General features: G+C 47.1%; 22 protein-coding genes and 1 tRNA gene. 11 read left to right on the top strand and 12 right to left on the bottom strand.

What is annotated here, in order from left to right; translation table 11 throughout:
• Nucleotides 1-124 precede the first annotated feature (124 nt).
• The 6 genes from sucC (at nt 125) to hflC (ending at nt 6,961) form a co-directional block, all read left to right on the top strand.
• On the top strand, nt 125-1,297 hold the full coding sequence (sucC, locus tag L2082_RS04665) for an ADP-forming succinate--CoA ligase subunit beta (protein ID WP_446008706.1): 1,173 nt from the start codon (nt 125-127) through the stop codon (nt 1,295-1,297).
• Between the two features lie 26 nt (nt 1,298-1,323).
• The gene (locus L2082_RS04670) at nt 1,324-2,625 is read left to right on the top strand and encodes an Lcl C-terminal domain-containing protein (protein WP_446008707.1); all 1,302 of its coding nucleotides are present in this window, start codon (nt 1,324-1,326) and stop codon (nt 2,623-2,625) included.
• Nucleotides 2,626-2,650: 25 nt separating this feature from the next.
• Nucleotides 2,651-3,523 carry a succinate--CoA ligase subunit alpha gene (sucD, locus tag L2082_RS04675; RefSeq protein ID WP_446008708.1) on the top strand — a complete coding sequence of 291 codons (873 nt, stop codon included), beginning with the start codon at nt 2,651-2,653 and terminating at the stop codon, nt 3,521-3,523.
• Nucleotides 3,524-3,567: 44 nt separating this feature from the next.
• Complete coding sequence (locus L2082_RS04680; RefSeq protein WP_446008709.1) at nt 3,568-4,518, top strand: rhomboid family intramembrane serine protease; 951 nt, start codon at nt 3,568-3,570, stop codon at nt 4,516-4,518.
• A 179-nt stretch (nt 4,519-4,697) separates the two neighbouring features.
• Entirely contained in the window at nt 4,698-5,807 is a 1,110-nt protein-coding gene (gene hflK, locus L2082_RS04685; RefSeq protein WP_446011483.1) for an FtsH protease activity modulator HflK, read from the top strand.
• 215 nt (nt 5,808-6,022) lie between these two features.
• Nucleotides 6,023-6,961, top strand: a complete 939-nt coding sequence (gene hflC, locus L2082_RS04690) for a protease modulator HflC (RefSeq protein WP_446008286.1) — start codon at nt 6,023-6,025, stop codon at nt 6,959-6,961.
• 700 nt (nt 6,962-7,661) lie between these two features.
• On the opposite strand, the gene L2082_RS04695 is transcribed toward hflC, so the two are convergent.
• The 10 genes from L2082_RS04695 to L2082_RS04740 all read right to left on the bottom strand — a co-directional run bounded on the left by L2082_RS04695 (nt 7,662) and on the right by L2082_RS04740 (nt 15,475).
• Nucleotides 7,662-7,943: a type II toxin-antitoxin system RelE/ParE family toxin gene (locus tag L2082_RS04695; protein WP_446008285.1), complete on the bottom strand. Its 282-nt coding sequence runs from the start codon at nt 7,941-7,943 to the stop codon at nt 7,662-7,664.
• Complete coding sequence (locus L2082_RS04700; RefSeq protein ID WP_446008284.1) at nt 7,940-8,167, bottom strand: addiction module protein; 228 nt, start codon at nt 8,165-8,167, stop codon at nt 7,940-7,942. Before L2082_RS04700 ends, L2082_RS04695 begins: the two co-directional genes overlap by 4 nt.
• A 123-nt stretch (nt 8,168-8,290) precedes the next feature.
• A complete protein-coding gene (locus tag L2082_RS04705) occupies nt 8,291-8,551 on the bottom strand; it encodes a DUF2442 domain-containing protein (protein ID WP_446011484.1) in 261 nt (86 codons plus the stop codon).
• Between the two features lie 70 nt (nt 8,552-8,621).
• Nucleotides 8,622-9,029 carry a PIN domain-containing protein gene (locus L2082_RS04710; RefSeq protein WP_446008282.1) on the bottom strand — a complete coding sequence of 136 codons (408 nt, stop codon included), beginning with the start codon at nt 9,027-9,029 and terminating at the stop codon, nt 8,622-8,624.
• Nucleotides 9,010-9,261 carry a hypothetical protein gene (locus L2082_RS04715; RefSeq protein WP_446008281.1) on the bottom strand — a complete coding sequence of 84 codons (252 nt, stop codon included), beginning with the start codon at nt 9,259-9,261 and terminating at the stop codon, nt 9,010-9,012. Before L2082_RS04715 ends, L2082_RS04710 begins: the two co-directional genes overlap by 20 nt.
• A 256-nt stretch (nt 9,262-9,517) precedes the next feature.
• Nucleotides 9,518-9,682 (bottom strand): hypothetical protein, encoded by a 165-nt coding sequence (locus L2082_RS04720; protein ID WP_446008280.1) that lies wholly within the window; start codon nt 9,680-9,682, stop codon nt 9,518-9,520.
• 93 nt (nt 9,683-9,775) lie between these two features.
• Nucleotides 9,776-12,406 carry an efflux RND transporter permease subunit gene (locus L2082_RS04725; RefSeq protein ID WP_446011485.1) on the bottom strand — a complete coding sequence of 877 codons (2,631 nt, stop codon included), beginning with the start codon at nt 12,404-12,406 and terminating at the stop codon, nt 9,776-9,778.
• A gap of 25 nt (nt 12,407-12,431) precedes the next feature.
• Nucleotides 12,432-12,716: an ArsR/SmtB family transcription factor gene (locus L2082_RS04730; RefSeq protein WP_446008277.1), complete on the bottom strand. Its 285-nt coding sequence runs from the start codon at nt 12,714-12,716 to the stop codon at nt 12,432-12,434.
• A 177-nt stretch (nt 12,717-12,893) separates the two neighbouring features.
• Nucleotides 12,894-13,988 (bottom strand): aminofutalosine synthase MqnE, encoded by a 1,095-nt coding sequence (mqnE, locus tag L2082_RS04735; RefSeq protein ID WP_446008276.1) that lies wholly within the window; start codon nt 13,986-13,988, stop codon nt 12,894-12,896.
• A gap of 167 nt (nt 13,989-14,155) precedes the next feature.
• On the bottom strand, nt 14,156-15,475 hold the full coding sequence (locus L2082_RS04740; protein ID WP_446008275.1) for a sigma-70 family RNA polymerase sigma factor: 1,320 nt from the start codon (nt 15,473-15,475) through the stop codon (nt 14,156-14,158).
• A gap of 223 nt (nt 15,476-15,698) precedes the next feature.
• On the opposite strand from L2082_RS04740, the gene malQ reads away from it, so the two are divergent.
• The 5 genes from malQ to L2082_RS04765 all read left to right on the top strand — a co-directional run bounded on the left by malQ (nt 15,699) and on the right by L2082_RS04765 (nt 20,736).
• On the top strand, nt 15,699-17,291 hold the full coding sequence (malQ, locus tag L2082_RS04745) for a 4-alpha-glucanotransferase (RefSeq protein WP_446011486.1): 1,593 nt from the start codon (nt 15,699-15,701) through the stop codon (nt 17,289-17,291).
• Between the two features lie 41 nt (nt 17,292-17,332).
• A tRNA-Glu gene (locus tag L2082_RS04750) sits at nt 17,333-17,407 on the top strand.
• A 170-nt stretch (nt 17,408-17,577) separates the two neighbouring features.
• Entirely contained in the window at nt 17,578-18,078 is a 501-nt protein-coding gene (locus L2082_RS04755; RefSeq protein ID WP_446008274.1) for a hypothetical protein, read from the top strand.
• A gap of 54 nt (nt 18,079-18,132) precedes the next feature.
• Nucleotides 18,133-19,932, top strand: a complete 1,800-nt coding sequence (gene recJ, locus L2082_RS04760) for a single-stranded-DNA-specific exonuclease RecJ (protein ID WP_446008273.1) — start codon at nt 18,133-18,135, stop codon at nt 19,930-19,932.
• Nucleotides 19,933-20,007: 75 nt separating this feature from the next.
• The gene (locus L2082_RS04765; RefSeq protein WP_446008272.1) at nt 20,008-20,736 is read left to right on the top strand and encodes a glutaminyl-peptide cyclotransferase; all 729 of its coding nucleotides are present in this window, start codon (nt 20,008-20,010) and stop codon (nt 20,734-20,736) included.
• 108 nt (nt 20,737-20,844) lie between these two features.
• Here L2082_RS04765 and L2082_RS04770 read toward each other — a convergent pair whose 3' ends face one another.
• Nucleotides 20,845-22,812: an amylosucrase gene (locus L2082_RS04770; protein ID WP_446008271.1), complete on the bottom strand. Its 1,968-nt coding sequence runs from the start codon at nt 22,810-22,812 to the stop codon at nt 20,845-20,847.
• Between the two features lie 6 nt (nt 22,813-22,818).
• Nucleotides 22,819-23,691, bottom strand: coding sequence for a PfkB family carbohydrate kinase (locus L2082_RS04775; protein ID WP_446008270.1), 873 nt, complete (start codon nt 23,689-23,691; stop codon nt 22,819-22,821).
• Nucleotides 23,692-23,707: the final 16 nt, after the last annotated feature.

The following is a 23,707-nucleotide window of genomic DNA, read 5'->3' on the forward strand; positions in this document are numbered from 1 at the left end:
ACGGTTTTTCTTTTTTTAACGGAAGAGGAAGATATTCTTCATGCCGTTGATCCTCTATTACCGTATTCATTCTTGAACGAGTGAAAACGGGCATTTTTTCCCTTTCTTCAAAAAATGATAAGCTATGAAGCTGCATGAATATCAGGCAAAAGAACTTTTCAGCCGTTACGACCTGCCCATCCCGGAAGGGTGGCTGGCAAAAACACCGGAAAAGGCTATGAAGTATGTGAGGGAGCATGTGGGCAAAGAGGGGTTCCCCATTGCCATTAAGGCCCAGGTACATGCTGGTGGCCGGGGGAAATCCGGGGGAATTTTGATTGCCTCGAACATGGAAGATGCCTGTAAGGCGGTTCACTCCATTCACGGGATGACACTTAAAACGCCGCAAACTGTGGGAGAAGGCACCACAGTGAATAAGCTTCTTTTAGAAAAGGGCGTTGCTATTGAGCGTGAGTTTTATCTTTCCATATTGCCGGATTCCTCAACCGGCTCTTTCCTTATCATTGCCTCAGCAGCAGGAGGCATGGATATTGAAGAGGTAGCTGCAACCCGGCCTGAAAAAATTATCCGGGTTCAGGTTGATCCCTTGGTGGGACTCCAGGCCTATCAAAAACGAAGACTTGCCTATGCGCTTGGTTTGAGCGGCGAGCTCTTTGCCTCATTTTCTTCGCTTCTCTCTGATTTGTACCGAGCTGTGATGGAAAACGATCTCCTGCTGGCAGAGATCAATCCCCTGGCCTTGACTTCTGACGAGGATTTTTTTCTGATTGATGCCAAGGCTGAGGTGGATTCCAATGCTCTGTATCGACAAAAGGCATTGCTCGCCCTGTATGACAGTTCGGAGGATGATCCGCTGGAGCTGGAAGCGCGAAAGTATGGGTTGCATTATATCAGGTTGCATGGAAATATAGGGACTATTGTTAACGGTGCAGGTCTGGCCATGGCAAGCATGGATATCATCCAACAGGCCGGAGCAGAACCTGCAAACTTCCTTGATGTGGGGGGCGGTGCCAATGAAAACATGATTGAACATGGCTTTCAGATCCTGCTCTCAGATCCCCATGTTGAAGCAATCCTGATTAATATATTTGGCGGGATTTTGCGCTGCGATATTCTGGCTGCCGGTGTTGTGGCTGCGGCCCAAAAGGTTGGCTTGCAATTACCGGTTGTGGTTCGGATGGAAGGAACCAATGCGGCTGAAGGCAGAAAAATATTAGCTGAATCCGGCCTGGATCTGATCACGGCAACAGATGTGGATGATGCATCGGCAAAATTAAAGGCATTGGGATTCGCTTGATGTCATAATAAGACTGGAAAGAATACGTGAAGAATTCTATCAATCCGGTCACAGCAGGATTACTGCTGGCAGGATTATTTATGGCAACTGACGCCTTCTGGGTTCAAGAGTTCGCAGCAGAAAATTCCGGTGCTGCCGCGTTGCAGGGGACTTTTTCTCTGCTGCTTTTGAACGGCTCTTCAACAACAGAAACAGCTCTGAGTTACCCGATTGTGGATACAGGGGTGAGTGATTATTACAGCAACAACTCTCTCTTGGCCTCCACTCCGGCGACCGGTGAAGCCTTTTACGGTCAGGATGCTCATTATAACGGCAATCAGCCTTCGTATACGGATAACGGAGACGAAACCATTACTGATAATGTCACCGGCCTGATGTGGCAACAGGACATGGGAGATAAGATGACGTGGTCAGAAGCCAACACCTTAGCATCAAGTTCAACCCTTGGTGGCTATACCGATTGGCGGTTGCCCACGATCAAAGAACTGTATTCGCTGATTTTGTTCACCGGAGCAAAAGGAGACGGCAGCGATCCAGATACCTATACCCTGTTTATTAATACCGACTATTTTGTTCAGCCCTTTGGTGATACAAGCAGCGGAGAACGGATTATGGACGCTCAAACCTGGTCGGCCACCGAATATGTGGGCACGACCATGGATGGAGATGCAACGGTCTTTGGGGTGAATTTCATTGACGGCAGGATCAAGGGATATCCGAAATACGATCCTCCTGCGAATACTGCCAGCGAAAGCACTGCGTATTTTCGTTTGGTGCGCGGAAATACTGACTACGGAACAAATAATTTTGTTGATAACGAAGACGGAACAATCTCTGACCTTGCCACGGGCCTGATGTGGCAGCAGGCCGATGATGGAAGCGCTCGTAACTGGGAAGATGCACTGGCCTATGCTGAAGCCCTTGAGCTGGCTGGTCATGATGATTGGCGGCTCCCGAATCCAAAAGAACTGCAAAGTATTGTTGATTACTCCCGTTCACCGGATGAAACCGGGACTGCTGCTATTGATCCGTTGTTTTCCACAACGCAAATTGTAGATCCGGACGGAAATCCGCAGTATCCATATTTCTGGACCGGAACTACGCATCTTGACAGTTATAATCCTCTGGTCTATGACAAGGCGGTGTATATTGCTTTTGGCGAGGCCCAGGGCAAAATTGACGATGTGCTGTACGATGTCCACGGGGCCGGAGCGCAGCGCAGTGATCCTAAATTCGGTGATTCAGAAAGTTTTCCAGATTATCTCGGCCCTCAAGGGGATGTTCGTTATATGTTGAATTATGTGCGATGTGTCCGCGATATAGATTAAAACTAAAGAAGCAGGTATCTAACCCATGAGTATTTTTGTCAATCAGGACACTCGACTTCTTGTGCAAGGAATCACCGGGAAAGAAGGTCAGTTCCATACCCTGCAATGTCAGGAATATGGAACCCAGGTGGTGGCCGGGGTTACGCCGGGTAAGGCCGGGCAGGAGGTCGCCGGGATCCCGGTTTTTAATACAGTTCATGATGCTGTGCAGGAAACCAGGGCCAATGCCTCAATGATTTTTGTGCCCCCTCCTTTTGCCGCAGATGCCATTATGGAGGCCGCAGACGCCGGGGTTGACCTGATTATCTGCATCACCGAAGGGATTCCTATTCATGATATGTTGCGGGTGCGTGCAGCTCTCCAGAGAACTTCCAGCAGATTGATCGGTCCCAATTGTCCAGGGATTATCACACCAGGGGCTTGTAAGATCGGGATTATGCCTGGTCATATCCATAAACCAGGATCCATTGGGGTGATTTCACGCTCTGGAACCCTGACTTATGAATTGGTTGACCAACTCACCAAGGCGGGGCTGGGCCAGTCCACCTGTATCGGGATTGGTGGCGATCCTGTAAACGGAACAGGTTTTATTGACTGCCTTGCTGCCTTTGCCAAGGATGAACAGACCACAGGGATTGTTATGCTGGGTGAAATTGGCGGTACAGCTGAAGAAGAGGCAGCTGCCTTTATTCAGGAGACCGTGGATAAACCAGTGGTGGGCTTTATTGCTGGACTGACAGCACCTTCAGGACGGCATATGGGCCATGCAGGTGCTATTGTTTCAGGTTCACGAGGCAGTGCAAAGGCAAAGATTCAGGCCCTGGAAGCGAGTGGTGTGCATGTCTGTCAGGACCTGGGACGATTAGGCAAATTTTGTGCAGAGATTTTTTCAGAGTAACTTTGCTCCCATTCCCTGACTTCCCTGACCTGGGATAACACAGCATGCAAGACCGTATAATGGGAGAGATGGGAGAGGATGCAGGAGCGGAAGATACCTGGGTGCTTGTGGCCAAGGGAGGGCTGGCCGATATAGAGGATTGGTCCTTGGTTCTCAGTGCTGTTGGCATTGATCAGCAGATCGACCGCCAAGCAGGTATCCTTCTCAGTCGAAAAAGAGATGCAAAGCGGGCTATGGGCGAACTCCAGGCCTTTCGGGAAGAAAATCGTTCCTGGCCTCCACCGCCTTCAGTGGTTCGTCCTGTTGTCCGCACTGATAATCCACCTACTTTGCTTATGATTGGTGGACTGATTATTTTTTATTGGTTGACTGGTCCCTGGCAGTCTGTTAATCCTTGGTTCAAGGTCGGGGCAGTGAATAGTTCTGCCATACTGGAGCAAGGGGAATGGTGGCGTTTGGTGACAGCATTAACCCTGCATGCTGACCAGATGCATCTTGTTGGTAATTGTGTGATTGGCGGGGTGATTGTTCATTTGCTCTGTAAGGCCACAGGCTATGGTATGGGCTGGTTGATCCTGCTTATTGCTGCCATGACAGGCAATTTATGCAATATCATCTTTCGTAACACCCCACATTATTCAGTGGGTTTTTCCACAGCAGTATTTGCAGCTGTTGGCATTCTCTGCGGGCGACAACTGAATAATGGCGCGTCCACAGTGATTCGGCAGCTGGTTCTTCCGCTCGGTGCCGGGGTTGGTTTATTAGCTATGCTGGGAAGCGGGGGAGAACGGACAGATTTTGGTGCCCATGTATTTGGTCTGGTCAACGGGGTACTTTATGGGGTATTGCTTCAACTCACAGATCTTGATATGCTAGGCCGTAAGCAGAAGCTTCAGCTGGTCTTATTTTTCCTTTCCTTGCTTTTGCTTGTCCTCTGCTGGCTGTTAGCTACTGGTGGAGAATACCCAAAGTTCCCTGTGGAACCTCTTCCCTGAAAAAACTGACAGGATTCTGCAACAGAATTTCATTTGCCTGCTGTAGATACTTTCGGAAAAAAAGCAAAAAACCACTTGTAAGACAATCCATTACAGTTTCTAATGTATGAATGTCTTAATCAACTATTCATACATATTTCACACATCGTTTCTTCATCCGTAAAGGTATATTTATGCCCATGAATGACCAATCCCCTTGGGGGAAAAAGAAAAAACCAGGAACTCCGGAAGATTTTCTGGCTGCCTTGATCCAGAAGATCAGAGACGCATTTAACGAAGAAGGTAAGGAAAAACCACCTTCTCAAAAAGGGGAGGGGCCAGACCCTCGCAATGTCCTTGCCGGAATCGGTAAGATAGCCTTGATTGTGCTGGCAATCATATGCTTTCAGATTATTTACTCTTCTTTTTACACCATTGAAGCCGGGTGGCAGGGCATTGTTATGCGCTTTGGTCAATATCACCGAACCACTGAGCCAGGACTCCACTTCAAACTACCCTATATCGAAGATATGGAACGGGTGGATGTTAAAACCGTACGTAAAGAAGAGTTTGGCTTCCGTACCAGGACACCAGGCCAGAACACCACATTCAGTAAGGAAGGCTTTGATCTCGAGTCTTTGATGTTAACTGGTGACAAAAACGTCATTGATGTGGCCTGGATTGTTCAGTATACGATCAGTGATCCGGTTCGTTTTCTCTTCAGGGTTCGTGATGTCCCGCAGGCAGTTCGTGATAATTCAGAGACCGTGATTCGTCGGATTGTCGGGAATATGGATTTTGATTATGTGCTGGGAAATCGTTCGATTCTTGCTGGCATGGCCATGCAGGAGTTGCAGCAGGATCTGGATAAGCTGGAATGCGGGGTGCATATCAGTACCCTTCAGCTCCTTGACATCACCCCCACAGATGCGGTTAAACCAGCCTTTAATGAGGTGAATGAGGCGGATCAGGATATGAAGCGCCTGGTGAATGAGGCAGAGGAATACTATAACAAGGTGATTCCCAAGGCTCGCGGCTCTGCAAAACAGATTATTGAGTCAGCCCACGGGTATGCTGTTCAGCGGATCAATGATGCAAAGGGTGAAACCACTCGTTTTAATGCCATTGTCCAGGAGTATATGAAAGCAGAAGAGGTCACCCGCAAGCGTATGTATCTTGAGACTATGCAGGATATTTTGCCCAAGGTGAAGCAAATCTATGTGATGGATGGGAAAGAGCAACCTGTGCTTCCTTTTTTGAATTTGACAGAGAATGGGCAGACAGGCAGGGCTACTCCTCTTGAGCAGTGATACATGCACGTACTCATAAACTTCGATCCCTTCCCTTGGGGAGGGATAACAACATATGAAAGCTACCCCTGAAGATCTCAAGGAATTAACCGGACTTTTATATAGAAATTCATCCCTCCCCTTGGGGAGGGACAACAAGATATGGAAGTTACCCCTGAAGATCTCAAGGAGTCAACCGGACTTTCATATAAAATAACAGCAGGATACAATACATCATGAAAAAGCTGATACAAATAGCCTCCCTTGTGCTTGTTGTCGCACTTATCCTCAGTATTATTGACGGTTTTTATATCCTTCGGGAAGATAAACAGGCCGTTATTACCCAGTTTGGTGCTCCGGTGGGCGAATCCAAGACCACTGCCGGCTTAAAATTTAAACTCCCGTTTATCCAGCGAGTGCGCTTTTTTGAAAAACGTATTCTGATCTGGGACGGTGATCCCAATCAGATTCCTACCAATGATAAGACCTTTATCTTTATGGATAATACAGCCAGATGGCGGATCACGGATGCTCTGCGTTATCTTCAGGCAGTAAAAAATGAAACAGGTGCTCAGACCCTGCTTGATGATATTATCAACGGTGCGGTTCGGGACCTGGTCAACCAAAATGATCTTATAGAAATTATTCGTTCTTCAGATTGGGATGAGGCATACAGTATTGCCCGCTCCAGAGACGAGGAAATGAACCGGGTTCCTGAAAAGGGCCGTGATAAGATCAGTGAGATGGTTCTGCAACAGGCATCTAAAAACACCAAGAAATATGGTATTGAGTTGATTGATGTTATGTTCAAGCGGGTCAACTACATCCAGTCTGTTCGACAAAAGGTCTATAGCCGGATGATCTCTGAGCGGAAGCGGATCGCAGCAGAAAAAAGATCCCTGGGTGAGGGGCGCAAGGCTGAGATCCTTGGTAAGGTTGAGCGTGAGCTGAAGGAGATTACCTCTGAGGCTAATCGGAAGGCCACTGAGATTCGCGGTAAGGCTGATGCAGAAGCAACTGCCCTGTACGGTACGTCCTATAACAGGCACAGGGATTTTTACTTCTTTCAGAAAAGTCTGGAAAGCTATCGTAATATTATCGGTGCGAATACCTCGCTGATTCTTTCACCAAAATCTGAGTTGTTGCAGTTTTTGGAATCTACAGCGAGTCAATAAGGGATTCAACAAGAAAAATTTTACCCATTATTGGAGTGCCGTAGGGTCGAACCTATGTGTTCGCCCTTTTATGCTGGGCAGACACGCAGGTCTGCCTCTACAACATGCACCGAAAAAAAGGCTACCAGCTTAAGCCGGGACAAAAGTTCGGATTCTGAGGTCTTCGAGACCGGCAAAAGGCACGCTATGAGCAGCTTGCGACGAACTGCGCAATTGCTTGATTTTGCAGGCTGTCCCGCCTTAAGTTGGTAGCCCGGTTCTTCAGGTCGGGGTGTTTGTTCAGCCGATCCAACAGTTTTTTATCTTCCTGTGACAGTGATAACATGATCATTTCCTCTGGAGCGATTATTATATAGATGGACAGTTAGCGTGCTGACTGCTTTTTTCGATTATCTCTAAAAACAATCACTGTAACAGAAGCATAGGCTTTCGGCTCTTCGTAGATTAGTGCGGAACATGGCGTTCCCCACTAATCTGCGAAGAGCCAAAAAAACAGCTCAGGTCGGAATCAAAAATAAACGAATCATGGCCAGTTGGGATAACGATTACTTGCTGAAAGTATTGAATGGTCTATAAATTAAATGCGTTTGCCCTGCGGGCGGCATTTCAGGCATGGTTTATTCCTTTTTGCAAGGCTTCCGGCGAGACATGAGACTGCCGGGATGGTTGCCAGATAGTCAACAGAGAAGATGGGTAAGTGTCAAGGTCTCTTCTTTGGATCCTGTCTGCTGTCAAACACGGAATGTACCACGATTTCTTCGGACTCAATTGTATAGAAAATTGAAAACGGAAATCTTCTGATAACACAGCTCCGAAAATTCGCATAACGTATCTGATACATTTCGGGATGTTCAATGACGCTCTCCAAAGCTGACTCTACACAATCAAGAAAATCGAAACCGAGGCCTCGTCTCTGTCGCTCATACCATGAAAACGCCAGTTCAAGGTCGTTTGCTGACCTGTCGGTATAGCGCAGTCTCATTTATACTTATTCCTCAAACCTTCATGAACAGTATGCCAGTCATGAAGATTCTGTTGTCCTGTTGTATACTCTTTATACCTTTTGTCTAATTCCCTTTTCTGCAAATCGGGTAAAGGGACTTCGTCATTGTCCAACGCTATGGAGTCCCATAGGTCTGCAACTAAGAGCAGTTTCTCGGCAAGTCCCAATCGAATTGCTTCCTTTCTGATTGTTTCCGATCTCATATTACATCCTCCGTTTCTATCTGCCTATTCAGCAATGTTCTTTTTGTTTCAGCCCAATCCATAGGTTCTTCAAACCCCGCCTGCCGACGGGCTTCAGTCACCTCCAGTTCTTTTTTGTGCCGGTTACTCATGCTGTTCATCCATCAATTTTCCATGCTTCCATAATTCAAATTCACTGAGATCAATTTCATCGTTCCAGGAAACGGCCCAGCCTCCCTGTTCCACCCGAACAGATTTAAACAGGGCGTTGTTTTTCAAAGGAGAAAACATCTCTTTTTCGAGCAACGGAGTCACGTCATATTGTTTCGTCTCATGATTATCAAATTCAACGATCAGGATATAGTTATCAGTCGTCTTGACTGACTGAACTTTCGGGTATTTCATGATATTACTCCAAGGGCGGCAGTTTGTGAAACTCCTGCTCAATCCACATAATGACTGCCGGGATGCACACCTATTTTTGACTCCAATCCTCAAACGTTAATTTTTTGATTCTTGCAAAATGCTTTTGATTATGGGTAACAAGAACCAAATTATGAGCAATAGCGACACCTGCAATCAGAAGGTCAATATCATCCAGCGGTTTTCCCTCCTTCCGCAATTCGGCGTATATCTCAGCGGAAATCTTTACAGATTGCTCTGTGAGCGGCAGCACGTTGTTTTTGGCAGCAAAATTGAGAAATAAAGACATCTTTTTTTGGGCATCACGGTGTATCAGGCCGCTCATGATTTCGTAATATGTTATGATACTGATGTTTATCTTTTTGTGCCGTGCAAGATAAGATGCGAAACGGGCGATCACTTCAGGATCATTCCTGAAAAACATTGAGAGGATATCCGTATCAATCAATGATGTTCTCATGAGGTACCCTCCCGGAAAATGCCTGTCGACGACGGTCTGTGATTTCCTGTGAAAAATCCTCAAATTCCTCGTCTGTCATATCCTGCCAGCAGCCCGCAAACTGCATGATATCTTCCGATTCATCCTGAACTTTCTCAAGGCCGAGCCTGAAAAAATGGATGAAATTATAAACGTCTCGCAATCTGTTTTTCGGTACAAGCCTGATTTCTTCTATTACGTCTGTCAGTTCCATATACTCAATCTCTCAAACTTAGCTTTCTCTTCAAAGGCTTCCGGTGAAACATTGATGACTGCCGGAATTGTTCCCGGATAATAGTCAACGGGGAACGTGCGTATTTTGTTTATTGGTCTTTTTCTGCGTTATACTTAAACAATAGCCAACTCTTTCGATCTTTCAGCACTGTTAGCAATATTGATCAACTCGACTTTTTCTGTGTAGAGTTTTCTAATAACTTTAAGGGTAATATCTAAACATTCCTCTCTGAAATTTATAGCTTCTTCGCAAATTGACAAAGAATTTTTTCTTTCTCTTGCGGCAGCTCAAAATCTGAGTTTAAAAGCTTTCCGGCATTCTCATTGGAAATATTGAGAATATAGGCAATCAATTTACTCCCCATATTCTTCACAAAGGGCGGTATCTCTATCTTAGCCATTTAATTCTCCTGTTTATAGAATCGTTCGACAGCACTTACATCTCCCCCGACAACACCCCACACCGAAATGTTGCCGGGAAAACCTCTACTGTATCACCCCTCCGCCTTCTCCGCAAACGCCTTCAACTCCTTCTTAAACACCCAATCCTTCATCACAGTCAACAGAGCTGGAAGAATCCAGAGGGTAGCCATGCCCGAGTAGAGCATAATCGTCGCCAGAAAGATACCCACGGTCTGATAGGGAACCAGCGGTGCCAGCAGGAGCGGGGTAAAGCCGATGGCGATAACAATGATGTTACGCAGGATAGCCCGGGCCGGATCATCAAACATATCCCGGATAGCCGCGCCCCAATCCCCGGTCTTAGCCATTGTCATCCTGGTACGCTGGAGGAAATGGATGGCAAAGTCCACAGCCAGTCCCAGAGCCAGGGAGGAGAGCACTGCCACCGGCATATCATAATCCTTGCCGATCAGGCCGATCACCCCGTAGATAAAGCCGATGGTAAAGGTCAGCGGCACCATTGCCAGCAAGCCCCAGGTCGGTGAGCGGAACAGGAAGGCCATCATCAGGAAGACCACCGCAAAACTGGAGAGAAAGGATTCCAGCATTCCGGTAACCATTTTGTCCTGCCAGACCACGTTGATGTAGGTCAATCCGGCCCAGTCATGGCTCATTTCCACCGGCGGCGGATTATCAGCAAAATACTGCTCCACTTCCTCAATCACCCGTTCCATATCTTTGTTATCACCGCTGCGTAGCTGCAACCAGATATTGGCCTTGGTGTAATCCGGGGTCACCAGATGCCAGAGGTCATCGGGTTTATGGCTGTTCTGAAAGGAAATCAGGGTCTGGGCTACAGCATTGACCGAGTCCGGAATGGTGTACCGTTCCCGATCCCCCTCAAACAGCTCCATATGCACCTTTTTTACCACATCGGCAATCGTGTTGGACTTCCCTACATCACCTGATTTGACCAAATGGTCTTCCAGAGCTGAAATATAGCGCAACACATCAGGTCGCTTGAATACCTCTTTCTGACTGCCTGTTCGCGGCAGGGTGTCCAAGGCTTTTTCCCATAAATAATAGACAGTATCATCGTCTTCCGGGGCATTGTCAAGTTCCATATTCCAGAGCTGGGCCAAGGCGTCCTTGAAGCCTGCAACGGTTCGCCTGTCCGCAACTTCCTGATCAATATCCTCCATTGCAGAGGTCAGAATTGCCGGAGATTCCTGCAAGGAGGATTGAAGTTTTTCTTTCAACTGCGCAGCCACCTGGGCAACGGTCATCTCCTGCACATTCTCCTTCAATACCAGATAGGCCTCGTAAGTGCCGCCGAAATGACTGTTCAGTACCCGGTCAGCCACCCGGATTTCATGGCCCTTTTTAAACCACTTGACCGGGTTGTCATTAACCTGAATCATAAAGATACCAATTACACCGATAACCATGATGCCGATATTCACACCGATTACCAGCCAGGGCTTGCCGGATGAAGTTTTACCGATCCAGCGCAGATGGCGGTTGAGCAGAGAATTTTCATGGGATTCTGTTGCCCCGGCACCGAAATTCTCCAGGCTTTCTTCCTTCATCATCATCACATAGGCAGGGATGAAAATAATGGTCAGGAACCAGGCCAGCAGAATACCCAGGGCCACAAAGATACCGAATGCCTGAACCGGCGGAATTGGGGTAAAGGCCAAGGATGCAAACCCGGCGGAAGAGGTTAGCGAGGTGAAGAGCATGGGCTTAAACAGATGCCTCATGACCTCAATCAGGGTCTCCTTTCTGCTTTTGCGCTGCTGATAGGCATCAAAAAATTCCGATAATATATGCACCGAATCCACCACCGCAATGGGCATGATAAAGATCGGGATCATGGAACTCATTATATGCAGGGTGTGGCCGGTGCCGATGAGCATCCCCATCGTGATGATGACCGTACACAGGGCAATGATCATCGGAGCGATAATCAGCTGGAGATTACGAAAGAAAAAGAGCATGAGCAGGAAAATCATGAGCATGGCAAGTGGTGCTGAAACCGCCATCTGAACAAACATCTCCTTGCCAAAGGTGTCTTCGGCCACAGGCAGACCAGTGATATGAAATTCATCATCACCTGCACCGATTTCAGCAATCTTGTCTTTCAGCTTCTCAGCCACGGAGTGGGCGAAATCCTTTTTGGTGATGGGCAGATAAATCCCCAGGGCTTTTCCGTCTTCCGAAACCATTGTGCCTTTGAGCAGGGGATTGTCCAGGGCGGCATCCCGGATCTTCAGGGCTTCCTCCCGGGTCTTGGGCGGCTTTTTCATCAACCACTCAAAACGAACCTGACCCAGTCCGGCCTGGATAATATTGTCCACATTATCCGGAGCAATGATATCCCGGCTCACCACCCGGCGTTCCGGGTCATCCGGGTCTGACAGGGTGGCCGCAAATTTACTCAGGGTGTAGACCCGCTGCAGGGTTTCCGGGTTAAACACACCATCCGGGTTATGTTCATTGACCACGCCCAACACCACCACATCATAGAGACCGAACTCCTTCTTGGTCTGATCATGAAAAACACGCACCGGTTCATCTTCGGAAAGCATGTTCTCCGGATCTGTATCCACATGCACCTTCACGATAAAGGCCCCGATGATCAGGGTAAGCACAACCATGATCGCAGTAACGATCTTGGGCTTATGCAGGGAAAGTTGAATCACTCTGGTTGAAAGCTTCATGACTGCCTCCTGTTTTTATCTCTTCTTAAGCAATGGAGCAAAACAGCTGCTTCATTGTCTTCATTAACTCAATAATCCGTTCATCTGCAATACGATTATAAATATAATTCGCTTCCTTGTGCGAACCGATAATACCTTGATTCCGCATTATGTTCAAATGCTGACTAATGTTCGCCCCGCTGGTTTCCACCTCTTCCCGAATTTCGCTGACCGTGAGTTCCCTGTCCTGAAGGAGACAGAGAATTTTCAGGCGAATGGGATGGGAAATTGATTTAAGCAAAACAGCCAGATCGTCAACTTGATCATCCATTATTTTCTCCAGACTGAATGTTTTAGTAATTAACTAATTAGCTATATAACTAAATACCAAACGCTCTTTTGTCAAGAAATATTTTTTTCTGTAAGGAGGGACGACCCTTGGGGTCGTCCGATCAACCTGTACAGCTGCGTTTTTTTCAGAAACCTTATTAGGGGTTTACAGAAAAAGTTAAAACCTCTCAAGCACCTCATACAGGGTGTCACGCTCCACAGGCTCCCTGCCTGCTTCTTTAATAAGTTGGATTAAGGTGTTATGCCCCATGGCCTGCTCACTCTCTCCCCCTGCCATCCGGGTGATATGTTCTTCCTTTACTGTTCCGTCCAAATCATCTGCGCCAAATGATAATGCTACTTGGGCCAGTTTGGGACCAATCATTACCCAATAGGCCTTGATATGCGGAAAATTATCCAGCATTAAGCGAGCCACAGCGATATTTTTCAGATCCTCCATGCCCGTGGTTCGGGAATGTTCTGTCATGGCGGTATTTTTTGGATGAAAGGCCAGGGGGATATAGGCCAGGAATCCTCCGGTTTCATCCTGGGCACGCCGCAGGGCATCCAGATGCTCCAGTCGTTCTTCAATGGTTTCGATGTGACCATAGAGCATGGTGGCATTGGTATGAAGGCCGTGTTGATGTGCGATCTTGGCAACCCGCAACCATCCTTCTCCATTCAGTTTATTTGGACAGGTCAGCTCACGTATGCGGGGGGTAAAAACCTCAGCCCCACCGCCGGGTAATGAACCTAAACCAGCTTTTTTCAGCTCTTCCAGAGTATCACTCACAGATTGCCCGTTGAGATCTGCAAGATGCTGAATTTCTACACAGGTGAAGGCCTGAATATGCACATCAGGACGTACTTCTTTGATACCTTGCAGTGCTTCAAGATAATAGGAATAGGGAAGGTCAGGGTGAATACCTCCCACCATGTGGATTTCGGTGATGGGTTCTTCCAGCCGCTCCTGTACTTTCGCCTTAATCTCCTCAACTGTCATTGTATACGCCTGTTCATTACCTTTTTCTTTGCCAAAGGCGCAGAATTTACAGAGATTGGTGCAGATGTTCGAGTAGTTAATATGCTGGTTATAAATAAAATAGGCCTGGTTGTGATTTTTTTGTTCCCGCACAAGGTTGGCGAGATAACCAAGCGCTAACATATCGGAACAGGCAAAAAGGCGTTGACCATCTTCCAATGAGAGACGTTCCTGATGCTTTACTTGAGCAAGAATATCGCCTAATCCTGCTTGCTGTATAAGAGATTCCATTGAAAAATATACGAAAAAGTTAATATTATAACAGAAAAAAAATAATAAAGATCTTCAATAAATACACGATAATGACCGGAAGGGCCAGTAAAAAACAAAAAAAGCCCCTTCCAACGGAAGGGGCTTGTACAATAACAACTGTATGTGCTACGGTTGTAGTGTTACGTTTAGTCGAGAAAATAGCGTAATTTTTCCCGTCGGCTTGAGTGGCGCAACCTATTCAGCGCTTTTTTCTCAATCTGACGAATACGCTCACGGGATACATTAAATTTTTTACCGATTTCTTCTAAAGTATACTCAGCCTTTTCCCCGATACCAAAACGAAGGCGAACAATCTTTTCTTCTCGGTCTGTCAGGGTGGCAAGCACTTCGGTAACCCGTCCAGCTAATTCGCGATTTTGTACGGTACCGTAGGGAGATTCCGATTCCTGATTTTCAAGAAAATCACCCAAGGTAGAATCGTCATCTCCCACAGGTGTTTCCAAAGAAATCGGCTCCCGCGAGGCCTCCAGAATTGCCAGGATTTTATCCATAGGCAAGTCTGTCATCTCAGAGATTTCAGCTGGGGTTGGCTCGCGGCCCAGTTCTTTCAGAAGCGAGTAAAAGGCTTTGAAAAACTGACTTCGCAACTCCAGGAAATGAACCGGCAAACGGATGGTTCGGGTTTTATCCAGAATTGCCCTGGTAATGGCCTGCCTGATCCACCATGAGGCATAGGTGGAAAATTTATTTCCCTTGGTATAATCAAAACGGAAAACAGCCCGCATCAGGCCCAGATTCCCTTCCTGGATCAGATCAGCCAAGGTTAAGCCTTGGTGCATATACCGCTTGGCAATGGAAACCACCAAGCGAAGATTGGCCCGGATCATACAGTCCTTTGCTGTTTCAATGGACCGATTATAGGCACCTAATCTTGTATGCAACTCGAACAACTCTCGTTGATCCTGATAGCGGGTTGCGGCTTTTTCCACGCATTTCCGCATATAATTGAGCTGTTGTTTTTTGGGCTTTAAAGTGGGGTCGCGGCGCTCCCAGAGGTCAATCCGATCCACCAGACTTTTGATCTCCGGCACATCTGAGTCAATTTCACGGACAGCACAGATGATGGCATTAAAGCCTTCCCGGATCGCTCTGGAATAGTGGGCCTCCTCTTCCGGGGTCAACAGGTCAAACTGACCCATCTCCCGCAGATAGGTTGTGGTGGTCTCTTCAGATTCGTGTTCCTCAGTGACAGCAACCGCTCCGTGGTCATCCTCACCTGGGAAGGCTGCTTTGCCAGTCCACTCTTCCCCGGAAAGCGTTCTTTTTTTCCCCGAATCTTCAATAGTCACGATTTCTATATTATGAGCATTGAGAAAGTCAAAAACCGCTTCAATAGCCCCAGGATCTTTTACATCTTCTGGTAATAATTCATTGAGGTGATTAAAGGTTATACATCCTTCGTCTCTTCCAGCCTTAAGAAGGTCTTCCTTGATACTTGCCAGCACCTGCCTGTCACCCCCTGCGCATTGAATCTAAAAAATAAGAGAAAAAATAAAAAAAACACTACTCGTCTAACTTTATAATGAACAAGAGCGTATTGTATAGTATATTTTTTTTGAAAAAGCAAACAAAGAGTTCCGGTTTCTGGTTTTCGAGTAAATAGTATGTAAGAAATCAAGAGCTTTTCCCTTATTTCTTTTTATGAACCCATTCAACAAAATTAACGCAATGCCTTCTCCGCAAAAAAACGCCTTTTTTCACAATACCAGGGGATCAGGTATTTTAATGCATATCTCTTCTCTGCCAAGCCAGTTTGGCATCGGCGACCTTGGAACAGGCTGCATTAATTTTATTGACTTTCTTGCTCACAGCGGACAGCAATACTGGCAGCTTCTCCCTCTTGGCCCAACCAGCGAAATATTTGGCAATTCACCTTATATGAGCAGTTCAGCCTTTGCCGGCAATCCTCTCTTTATCTGTCCTGAGCAACTTGTCCAGATGGGCTTACTGGCTCAGGAGGACCTGCTTGCAGGATCTTTTTCAGAGTATGCTGTTGATTTTTCCCAGGTCACGGCCTGGAAAAAAGGGGTCATCCATCGGGCTTGGCAAACCTTTCAACAGCAACTATCTGCCGCAGAGCAAAAGAGCTTTTTTGCCCGATTAACAGGCAAGCACCACTGGTTGAGAAAATTCAGCCTGTTTATGGCATTAAAAGAGCAGTTCAATCAGCAAAGCTGGATGGAGTGGCCAGAAAAGATCCGCCAATGCCATGATGAGGCTCTTCAGGAAGCAGAAAAAGAACTCCAGGAGCATATTCGCTACTTTCAATTTGAGCAATACCTCTTCTTTAACCAATGGGAAAAAATACAGAGCCATGCCCGGGAAAAAGGGATTAAACTCATTGGTGATTTGCCTATTTATGTAGCACTGGACTCTGCTGATGTCTGGGCCCATCAGGAGATATTTACTCTGACTGAGAACGGGGAACCAACGCAGGTCGCTGGTGTTCCTCCTGATTATTTTAGTAAAACAGGTCAGCTCTGGGGCAATCCTCTCTATCGCTGGGAGAGCACCGGTGCTGTGCAGGAAAAGCTTTTTTCCTGGTGGCAACAACGCCTGCAGGCCATTCTGTCCACAGTGGATATTATCCGCATTGATCATTTTCGTGGTTTTGAGTCCTATTGGTCTGTCCCGGCAGAGGAGGAAACAGCGTTACATGGTTCCTGGAAACCAGGTCCTGGCATCTCCTTTTTTCAGGAAATGGGTCACCGACTTGAAGACCTCCCCATCATTGCTGAGGATCTGGGGGTTATTACCCCGGCTGTAGAAAAATTGCGGGATGATTTAGCCTTTCCCGGCATGAAAATCCTTCTTTTTGCTTTTGATGGGGACCCTGAGAATGCCTACCTACCCCATAATATGCCCCGTAACTGTGTGGTGTATACTGGAACCCATGATAACGACACCACTGTGGGCTGGTACCTGAGCGAAGAAGTTCCTTCCTGGTCCAAGGAATTGGCAACAATCTATGCTAACTGCCAACACCCTGATGCTGCTCATTTTCACCAGCAATTGATATACCTGGCCCAGTCCTCAGTCGCTGCTCTTTGCATCTTCCCCATGCAGGATGTGCTGGGGTTTGGTAATGATTGTCGTATGAATCAACCTGGAACAGCGAGAAATAATTGGCAATGGCGCTGTGCCCCCCGTTTTCTGACAGACTCGCTGGCCCGTGAACTCAGAAAAACGACAGCATTATTTGGTCGACTGCCAAAGCAGGCTTCACAAACAAAAAACAAGAAAGATAAAAAAGAAGATTGACAAGAGGAGCTGGATAGTTTATTTACCTCCTCATACTTTATGGCCCCATCGTCTAGCGGTTAGGACGACGGCCTCTCACGCCGTAAACAGGGGTTCGATTCCCCTTGGGGTCACCATAGATTTTTCAGGCACTTAGCTGGTTTTGCTAAGTGCCTTTTTCATTTCAAATCAACTGAGAAAAGGGAGATGGGCAAGCAATCCTGTTGCCACTTTAAGGTTTCTCCTCCTACTATCACCTCCTTGTTTATTCGCTCTAATACGCTGTAATAATAAAAAGAACGAGCAAATGATTGATCCATTGGAACAAAAAATACTGGCTGAACTCAACAAAGGCCACAGTAAGCAGAATATTCTTAAAAAACTGGCAACTGATGAAAACAAGGAAGATCTGGTTTGGTATTTAAATCATTATCCGACTGAAAAGAAAAGAAAAAAAGTTCGTTTACTCAATTACCTTCTTATCCTTGTCATACTGATTGTCACGGTAAAAAAACTTTACTTTATTGCTTTGGTCCAGCTCAATGCAATTTCGATTAATCAGTTTTCTCCTCTGCTGCTGGTAGAGCTACTCGTTCCAGCGATTAATTTTTATATTATGGTAAAGATTATCCAATGGTACAGACAAGGATATCAGTTTGCAGCAGTGCTGTCGCTTCTGGCCTTGATTCGACCGGAAAACCGCATCATGCCTGATGCAATTATGTATCTTGTTATTACGGTACTGTCTGTTTTTCTGCTTTTTCAACTTTTTCCACAACAGGAAAAACTGAGAGATCCAACAGGATAAGATGATGAGCTGAACGTCAGGAAATAAAAAACAAATTTTATTCGAGTCTACACCTTGGCCCTTAGAAGAGAACAGCCCCTGTATATATTTCCCTCCTCTCTGCCCCCTGCTGAGATTGCGATCAGCCAGAAACTGGCCGGACATCTTGGGCTGCCCCAGATCATTGGCGAGCTCCTTTATCGGCGCGGCTGGACAAATCCAGAAAAGGCTGCTCTATTTCTTTCACCACAATTAGCTGAGTTACCTTCGCCCACAGGGTTAAAGGGACTGGATGGGGCTGTTGATCTACTGGCGCAAACCATTCAGGCAGGGCAGCAAGTGGTTATCCACGGGGATTACGATGTGGATGGCATCACAGCAACAGTCTTGTTGACTGATTTCCTTGCTAAGTTGGGTATTGAGGCCATCTGGCATCTTCCTAACCGGTTGACTGATGATTATGGATTGACCATAAAATCCGTGGCTGGCTTAGCAAAGAAAGTCTGTATGCCAGCCCTGATGATCACCGTAGACTGTGGCATAACCTGTGCAGAAGAGGTCGCCTATGCCAAGAAATTGGGCTTTCGGGTGATTATCACCGATCACCACCGACCACCGAGTGATCCGGCAAGAATGCCCCAGGCCGATGCCGTGATCAATCCGCAACAAACAGACTGCACCTTTGCCTATAAGGGCTTGTCTGGCGTAGGCGTTGCTTTTTTTCTGATTACAGCCTTGCGCCGTAAAATGGTGGAACAAGGGGTTTGGACTCAAAAAAACATGCCTAATCTTCGCGATTCCCTGGACTTGGTGGCTCTGGGTACGGTTGCTGATGTGATGCCCTTAACCGGATTAAACCGCATTATAGTCAGGGCTGGCCTGGAAGTACTGGCAGAACAGCGTCGACCTGGTATTCAGGCTTTGTGTAAGGTGACTAGGATCGGGCAGGGGATGGTCACTGCGGAAGATATTGCCTTTCAGCTGGCACCCAGGATTAATGCTGCTGGCCGCTTAGGCACTCCTGAGTTGGCTGCTGAACTCCTTTTATGTACGAAAAATAATGCTAAGGATCTGGCCCAGGAACTGGAACAGGCCAATCTTTACCGGAGGGAGCTGGAAGCAGCTGTCCTGGATGAGGCCACACGTCAGGCTGAAAAGCAACTGAAAAAAGGCATGGAAACCCTGGTGCTCTATGGCAGAAACTGGCATTTAGGGGTTATCGGAATTATTGCCTCCCGTATGGTGGATCGTTTTCAATTACCAGCCTTGGTTTTCACCGGTGATACCCTGCCCTCTTCCACTGAAGAAGGAGAAATAACGGTACTGAAAGGATCTGGTCGTTCTGTACCTGGTTTGAATCTTCATCAGGCTCTGGAATTATGCCAGGAGCAGATTCTTCGCTTTGGTGGTCATGCCATGGCAGCAGGGCTGACTGTACGCCAGGATGCTTTTGCGGATTTCCGGGATCTGTTTGATCAACAGGTGCAGACAATGGAGCGCAATGAACAGGATCAGGGTATCAAAGTGGATGCAGTGCTTGATGATCAGCAAAATTGCCGTGATATCCTCCGTGGATTGCAACAAATGGAACCCTTTGGTGAGGGCAATCCAGAACCGGTTTTTCTTGCCCGGAATATCCAGCTTGAAGATGTGCATTGCCTGCGTGAACATCTCAAGTTTTCAGTTCGACTCAATGGCACGCAGCTCGGCGGCATTGGTTTTTTTATGGCTGAGCAACAGGCTCCTGCTGTTGCAGGTCGGGTTGACTTGGCGTTTCGACTCAAGGAATCCTGTTTTCGAGGGAAAAAAAGGATTGATGTGCGTGCTGTTGCTGTCAGTCCAGCAGATTGCAAAGTGGATTACTCCTCTAGATAAGCGACACCAGGTATAATGAACCTTTATTTTTTGCCTCAGATTGGTCTCATTCTTCTGACTTTTTGGGGAAGTACAGTGTCTGTAGGAGCACAGATCCCGCAGCCAAGTCAGTATACCTATTCCATGGTTCAGCAATATCCCCATGATCCCAAGGCGTTTACTCAGGGACTTGCCTGGAATGCAGGGCAGGTATATGAGGGCACAGGCCTGTACGGTCGCTCCTCCTTACGAAGAGTGGACCTGAAAACCGGCTTGATCCATCGGCAACGAAAGTATACCCGGAAATATTTTGGCGAAGGAATCACGATTTTTCAGGGGAAGATCTATCAACTCACCTGGAAAAACAACAAGGTCTTTCTCTTTGATAAAAAAGATTTCTCTTTGCTCAGAACCTGGTCGTATCCCCGTCAAGGATGGGGAATCACGCATAATGGCAGGGAGCTGATTACCAGTGATGGAACAGCACAACTCTATTTCCTTGATCCAGAGACCCTGGAGGAACAACGACGGATCCTTGTTCAGGATGATCAGGGGCCTGTGGCCCGGCTGAATGAGTTGGAATATGTCCGTGGAGCCATTTATGCCAATGTCTGGAAGACAAATCAGATTGCGATAATTCGTCCTCAGGATGGTATAATTTTGGCCTGGCTTGACCTGACACGTCTTTCGCAGCAAGTGCAGAGCATATGGAAAGGAAAAGCAGATGTGCTCAACGGGATCATGTATGACCCTGAAGATGACCGTCTTTTTGTGACAGGTAAATTATGGCCTGCTCTCTTTGAGATCAAGGTGGCCCCCAGGTAGGTCAATGATTGCTTTCCACATTTTCTTGTTGCTTAAACATCCGCTTCCACCGTAGCCCAGGCTGGCAACAGGCATATAATGCGCAACACCTCTTTATGAAGATGAGATTTAACTGTTCTGTAGCCAATAAAATTGATAAGGAGAAAGAATCAGCTCATTACGAAAACAGTGGGGAGGACGTCCTGTGAAGATGTCCAGCCATGACTTGGTATCACCGAATCCGTGCTCCTTGAGAACAGCCAGGTCTGCGGCCTGGGGATGACGATCAAAATTGACCAGAACGAAAACCGGTTCTACTGGATGCTGATGGTAATGCGGGTGACTGGAACGAATAAAGGCAAAGAGATGATCATTACCCAGATCAACAATCTCTCGGTTATTGAAATCCGCAAATGACTCTGTCTGTTTTCGGACAGATATCATCTTCCGCAATTCCTGAAAAATGCTGTATTCAATTGTGCCAGGCTCTTCTCTTTGGGCCAGAGTATCCCAGTCCAGCTTGGGGCGATGCATCCAGCGACTGTCGTCAGCCCTGTTTTCATCTTCCAGGTAGCGAAGATCGTTAAAGGTGCCGACTTCGTCCCCGTAATAAAGCATGGGGAGTCCGCCAAAGGAAAGGATCAGGCTGTGCAGGAGCAGGATTCGCCGGACCGCAAAGTCAATCTCCTGAGCGTCTTCCTGTTGCATAGCAGATTCCAGTCCGGCCAGCGAGGCCAAAGTACCGGACACACGGGCATCACCGTTTTTTTGATTAAAGGCAAAGAGTTTCCCGGAAGCGTAGGAACCTTCAAATTCACCGGTCATATACTGCATAAGAAATCTGCGATGTTCTCCAGGGTTGTAGCCAGCCCGGTGGATATCCTCATCATCAAAGCCAAACCCTATATCATCATGACAGCGGATATAGTTGAGCCAGGTGGCCCGATCCAACTTGTTGGGTAAATTTTTAATAGCAAGAAGCAGCAGTTTGCTGTTATGAGTGGCAACGGCCTCCCAGAGCAGGGCCATGAAGGTGGCGTTGTAGGCTATCTCGCATTCCTTGGCCACAACCGCATCTTCGCCAAAATATTTGATCACTTCCAGTGGGGCTACAATAGCCTCAGCAATAAAGAGCAGGCCCGGTGCTGTGACCTGACAGCAGTCCTTAAAGAGCTGCAGGAGCAGATGGGCTTCAGGACGATTTTGGCAGCTTGTTCCCAATTCTTTCCAGAGAAAGGCTACTGCGTCCAGACGGACAATATCAGCTCCCTGATTGGCCCAGAAAAGAATCACATCCAACATTTCCAGAAAAACCTGCGGATTGCCGTAGTTGAGATCCCATTGATAGTTGTGAAAGACCGTCATCACCCATTTTTGCATGGTTTCATCCCAGGTGAAATTGCCAGGATCAGTATCAGGAAAGACCTCAGGCATGGTCTGTTCAAACATATCCGGGAGATTGCGATCTTCAAAAATGAAGAAATAATCCTGGTACTGGAGATCACCCTGTCGGGTTTTTTCAGCCCATTCATGTTGATTCGAGGTATGATTGAGTACGACATCCAGGGTCAGCAGAATGTCGTGTTCCCGAAAGGCTGCAGCCAGCTCACGGATATCTTCCAGTGTACCGGCTTTTTCGTTTATTTTTCGGAAGTCACTTACTGCATAGCCACCATCGCTTTTTCCGACAGGGCTCTGCAACATAGGCATGATATGGACCAGATTGATTCCCAGATCAAGGAGATATGGTATCTTCTCCTTGAGACCCTGAAGATTTCCTGCAAATCCATCCAGATACAGGGCCATTCCTACCCACTGCTGATGCAGAAACCAATTATGATCCTCTTCTCTGGAGTTATCCACTTCCTGAAGTTCATTTGGACGATCCAGATAGTTTTTAGCCAGTACCTCAACCAGTTTGAGCATATATTCTTCAAAGTCCGGTCGGTTGCCGTAGAGTTGACTGAAAAGTGAATGGATAGAATAAAAATTTGCCCCCAGACGGGTATAAAAATGGCGTAGATCCCGTTTCTGAAAATAGGGCTTCATATTATTGAGGATCCGGTTCAAAAGAGAATGGGAGACCTGCTCGTACATAATAAGTTACCAGGATTGGAGATATGTTTGATAAAATTCAGGGGTTGTGCTCACCGCACCCTGAATGCTTACAACAGCTGAAGCAAAGTTCTGAGCACGGGTTAAGGTATCTTGGAGACTCCAGGAACGCTGGAGGCCAAGGAGCAGGACTGAAGCAAATGCGTCACCTGCCCCTACAGTGTCTTGTACTTCCTGTATCTGTTTGGGTTTTACCCGGATGACGTGGTTGTCTGGACCAAGGGCAAAGGCTCCTTTACTGCCGCAGGTCACTACAATTCCTTCCATGCTGTATTGGGCTTTGAGCTGTTGGGCAGCAGCCTCTGCATTGTTTTCTGCGCTAAGCTGCGTCAGCTCGTCTTCATTGAGTTTAAGCCAATGCACGCCGTTAAGCAGCTCCATAATTCTGTCCTTGTTCCAGAACGGTGACCGGAGATTAATATCAACAAAGAATTTGCCCTGATGCTTTTTTTTCAGCAGGGCAAGCACTTCACGATTATGAACCGTGCGCAGGGCCAGGGAGCCAAAATAGAGAAAGCCGTCTGTGCGTTCCGGCAGGCAGTTCATGGGAATATTGTCGTAGGCCTGATTTTCTTCAATAGAATATGAGGGCTCACCGTTATTCAGGTTCACTGTCACTTTCCCGGTGGGATATCCACGAACAACTGCGAGATACTCCCGACTCATCTTCCAGCTGTCCATCCTCTCCTGAATCTCTCGCCCCTGAGAATCGTCCCCCACTGCTGTGATTATCTTCGGACCAGCCTCAAAGGCGGCCAAATTCCACGCCACGTTAAAGGGAGCACCGCCCAAAACAGCGGTATTGTCAGGAAAGGAGTCAAACAGCACTTCCCCAAATATCCATATATCTGTTTTTTTCATTTTGTTCTCTCTATTG

The organism is Candidatus Electrothrix sp. (assembly GCF_052785085.1).

Excerpts from the sequence above, each read along its gene's own strand:
- L2082_RS04705 (WP_446011484.1), bottom strand. The coding sequence starts at position 8,551 with ATGAAATACCCGAAAGTTCAGTCAGTCAAGACGACTGATAACTATATC.
- L2082_RS04695 (WP_446008285.1), bottom strand. The coding sequence starts at position 7,943 with ATGAGACTGCGCTATACCGACAGGTCAGCAAACGACCTTGAACTGGCG.
- L2082_RS04710 (WP_446008282.1), bottom strand. The coding sequence starts at position 9,029 with ATGAGAACATCATTGATTGATACGGATATCCTCTCAATGTTTTTCAGG.
- L2082_RS04730 (WP_446008277.1), bottom strand. The coding sequence starts at position 12,716 with ATGGATGATCAAGTTGACGATCTGGCTGTTTTGCTTAAATCAATTTCC.
- L2082_RS04725 (WP_446011485.1), bottom strand. The coding sequence starts at position 12,406 with ATGAAGCTTTCAACCAGAGTGATTCAACTTTCCCTGCATAAGCCCAAG.
- sucC (WP_446008706.1), top strand. The coding sequence starts at position 125 with ATGAAGCTGCATGAATATCAGGCAAAAGAACTTTTCAGCCGTTACGAC.
- malQ (WP_446011486.1), top strand. The coding sequence starts at position 15,699 with ATGCCTTCTCCGCAAAAAAACGCCTTTTTTCACAATACCAGGGGATCA.
- mqnE (WP_446008276.1), bottom strand. The coding sequence starts at position 13,988 with ATGGAATCTCTTATACAGCAAGCAGGATTAGGCGATATTCTTGCTCAA.
- L2082_RS04700 (WP_446008284.1), bottom strand. The coding sequence starts at position 8,167 with ATGAGATCGGAAACAATCAGAAAGGAAGCAATTCGATTGGGACTTGCC.
- L2082_RS04770 (WP_446008271.1), bottom strand. The coding sequence starts at position 22,812 with ATGTACGAGCAGGTCTCCCATTCTCTTTTGAACCGGATCCTCAATAAT.
- L2082_RS04775 (WP_446008270.1), bottom strand. The coding sequence starts at position 23,691 with ATGAAAAAAACAGATATATGGATATTTGGGGAAGTGCTGTTTGACTCC.
- hflK (WP_446011483.1), top strand. The coding sequence starts at position 4,698 with ATGAATGACCAATCCCCTTGGGGGAAAAAGAAAAAACCAGGAACTCCG.
- L2082_RS04715 (WP_446008281.1), bottom strand. The coding sequence starts at position 9,261 with ATGGAACTGACAGACGTAATAGAAGAAATCAGGCTTGTACCGAAAAAC.
- L2082_RS04680 (WP_446008709.1), top strand. The coding sequence starts at position 3,568 with ATGCAAGACCGTATAATGGGAGAGATGGGAGAGGATGCAGGAGCGGAA.
- sucD (WP_446008708.1), top strand. The coding sequence starts at position 2,651 with ATGAGTATTTTTGTCAATCAGGACACTCGACTTCTTGTGCAAGGAATC.
- hflC (WP_446008286.1), top strand. The coding sequence starts at position 6,023 with ATGAAAAAGCTGATACAAATAGCCTCCCTTGTGCTTGTTGTCGCACTT.
- L2082_RS04720 (WP_446008280.1), bottom strand. The coding sequence starts at position 9,682 with ATGGCTAAGATAGAGATACCGCCCTTTGTGAAGAATATGGGGAGTAAA.
- L2082_RS04755 (WP_446008274.1), top strand. The coding sequence starts at position 17,578 with ATGATTGATCCATTGGAACAAAAAATACTGGCTGAACTCAACAAAGGC.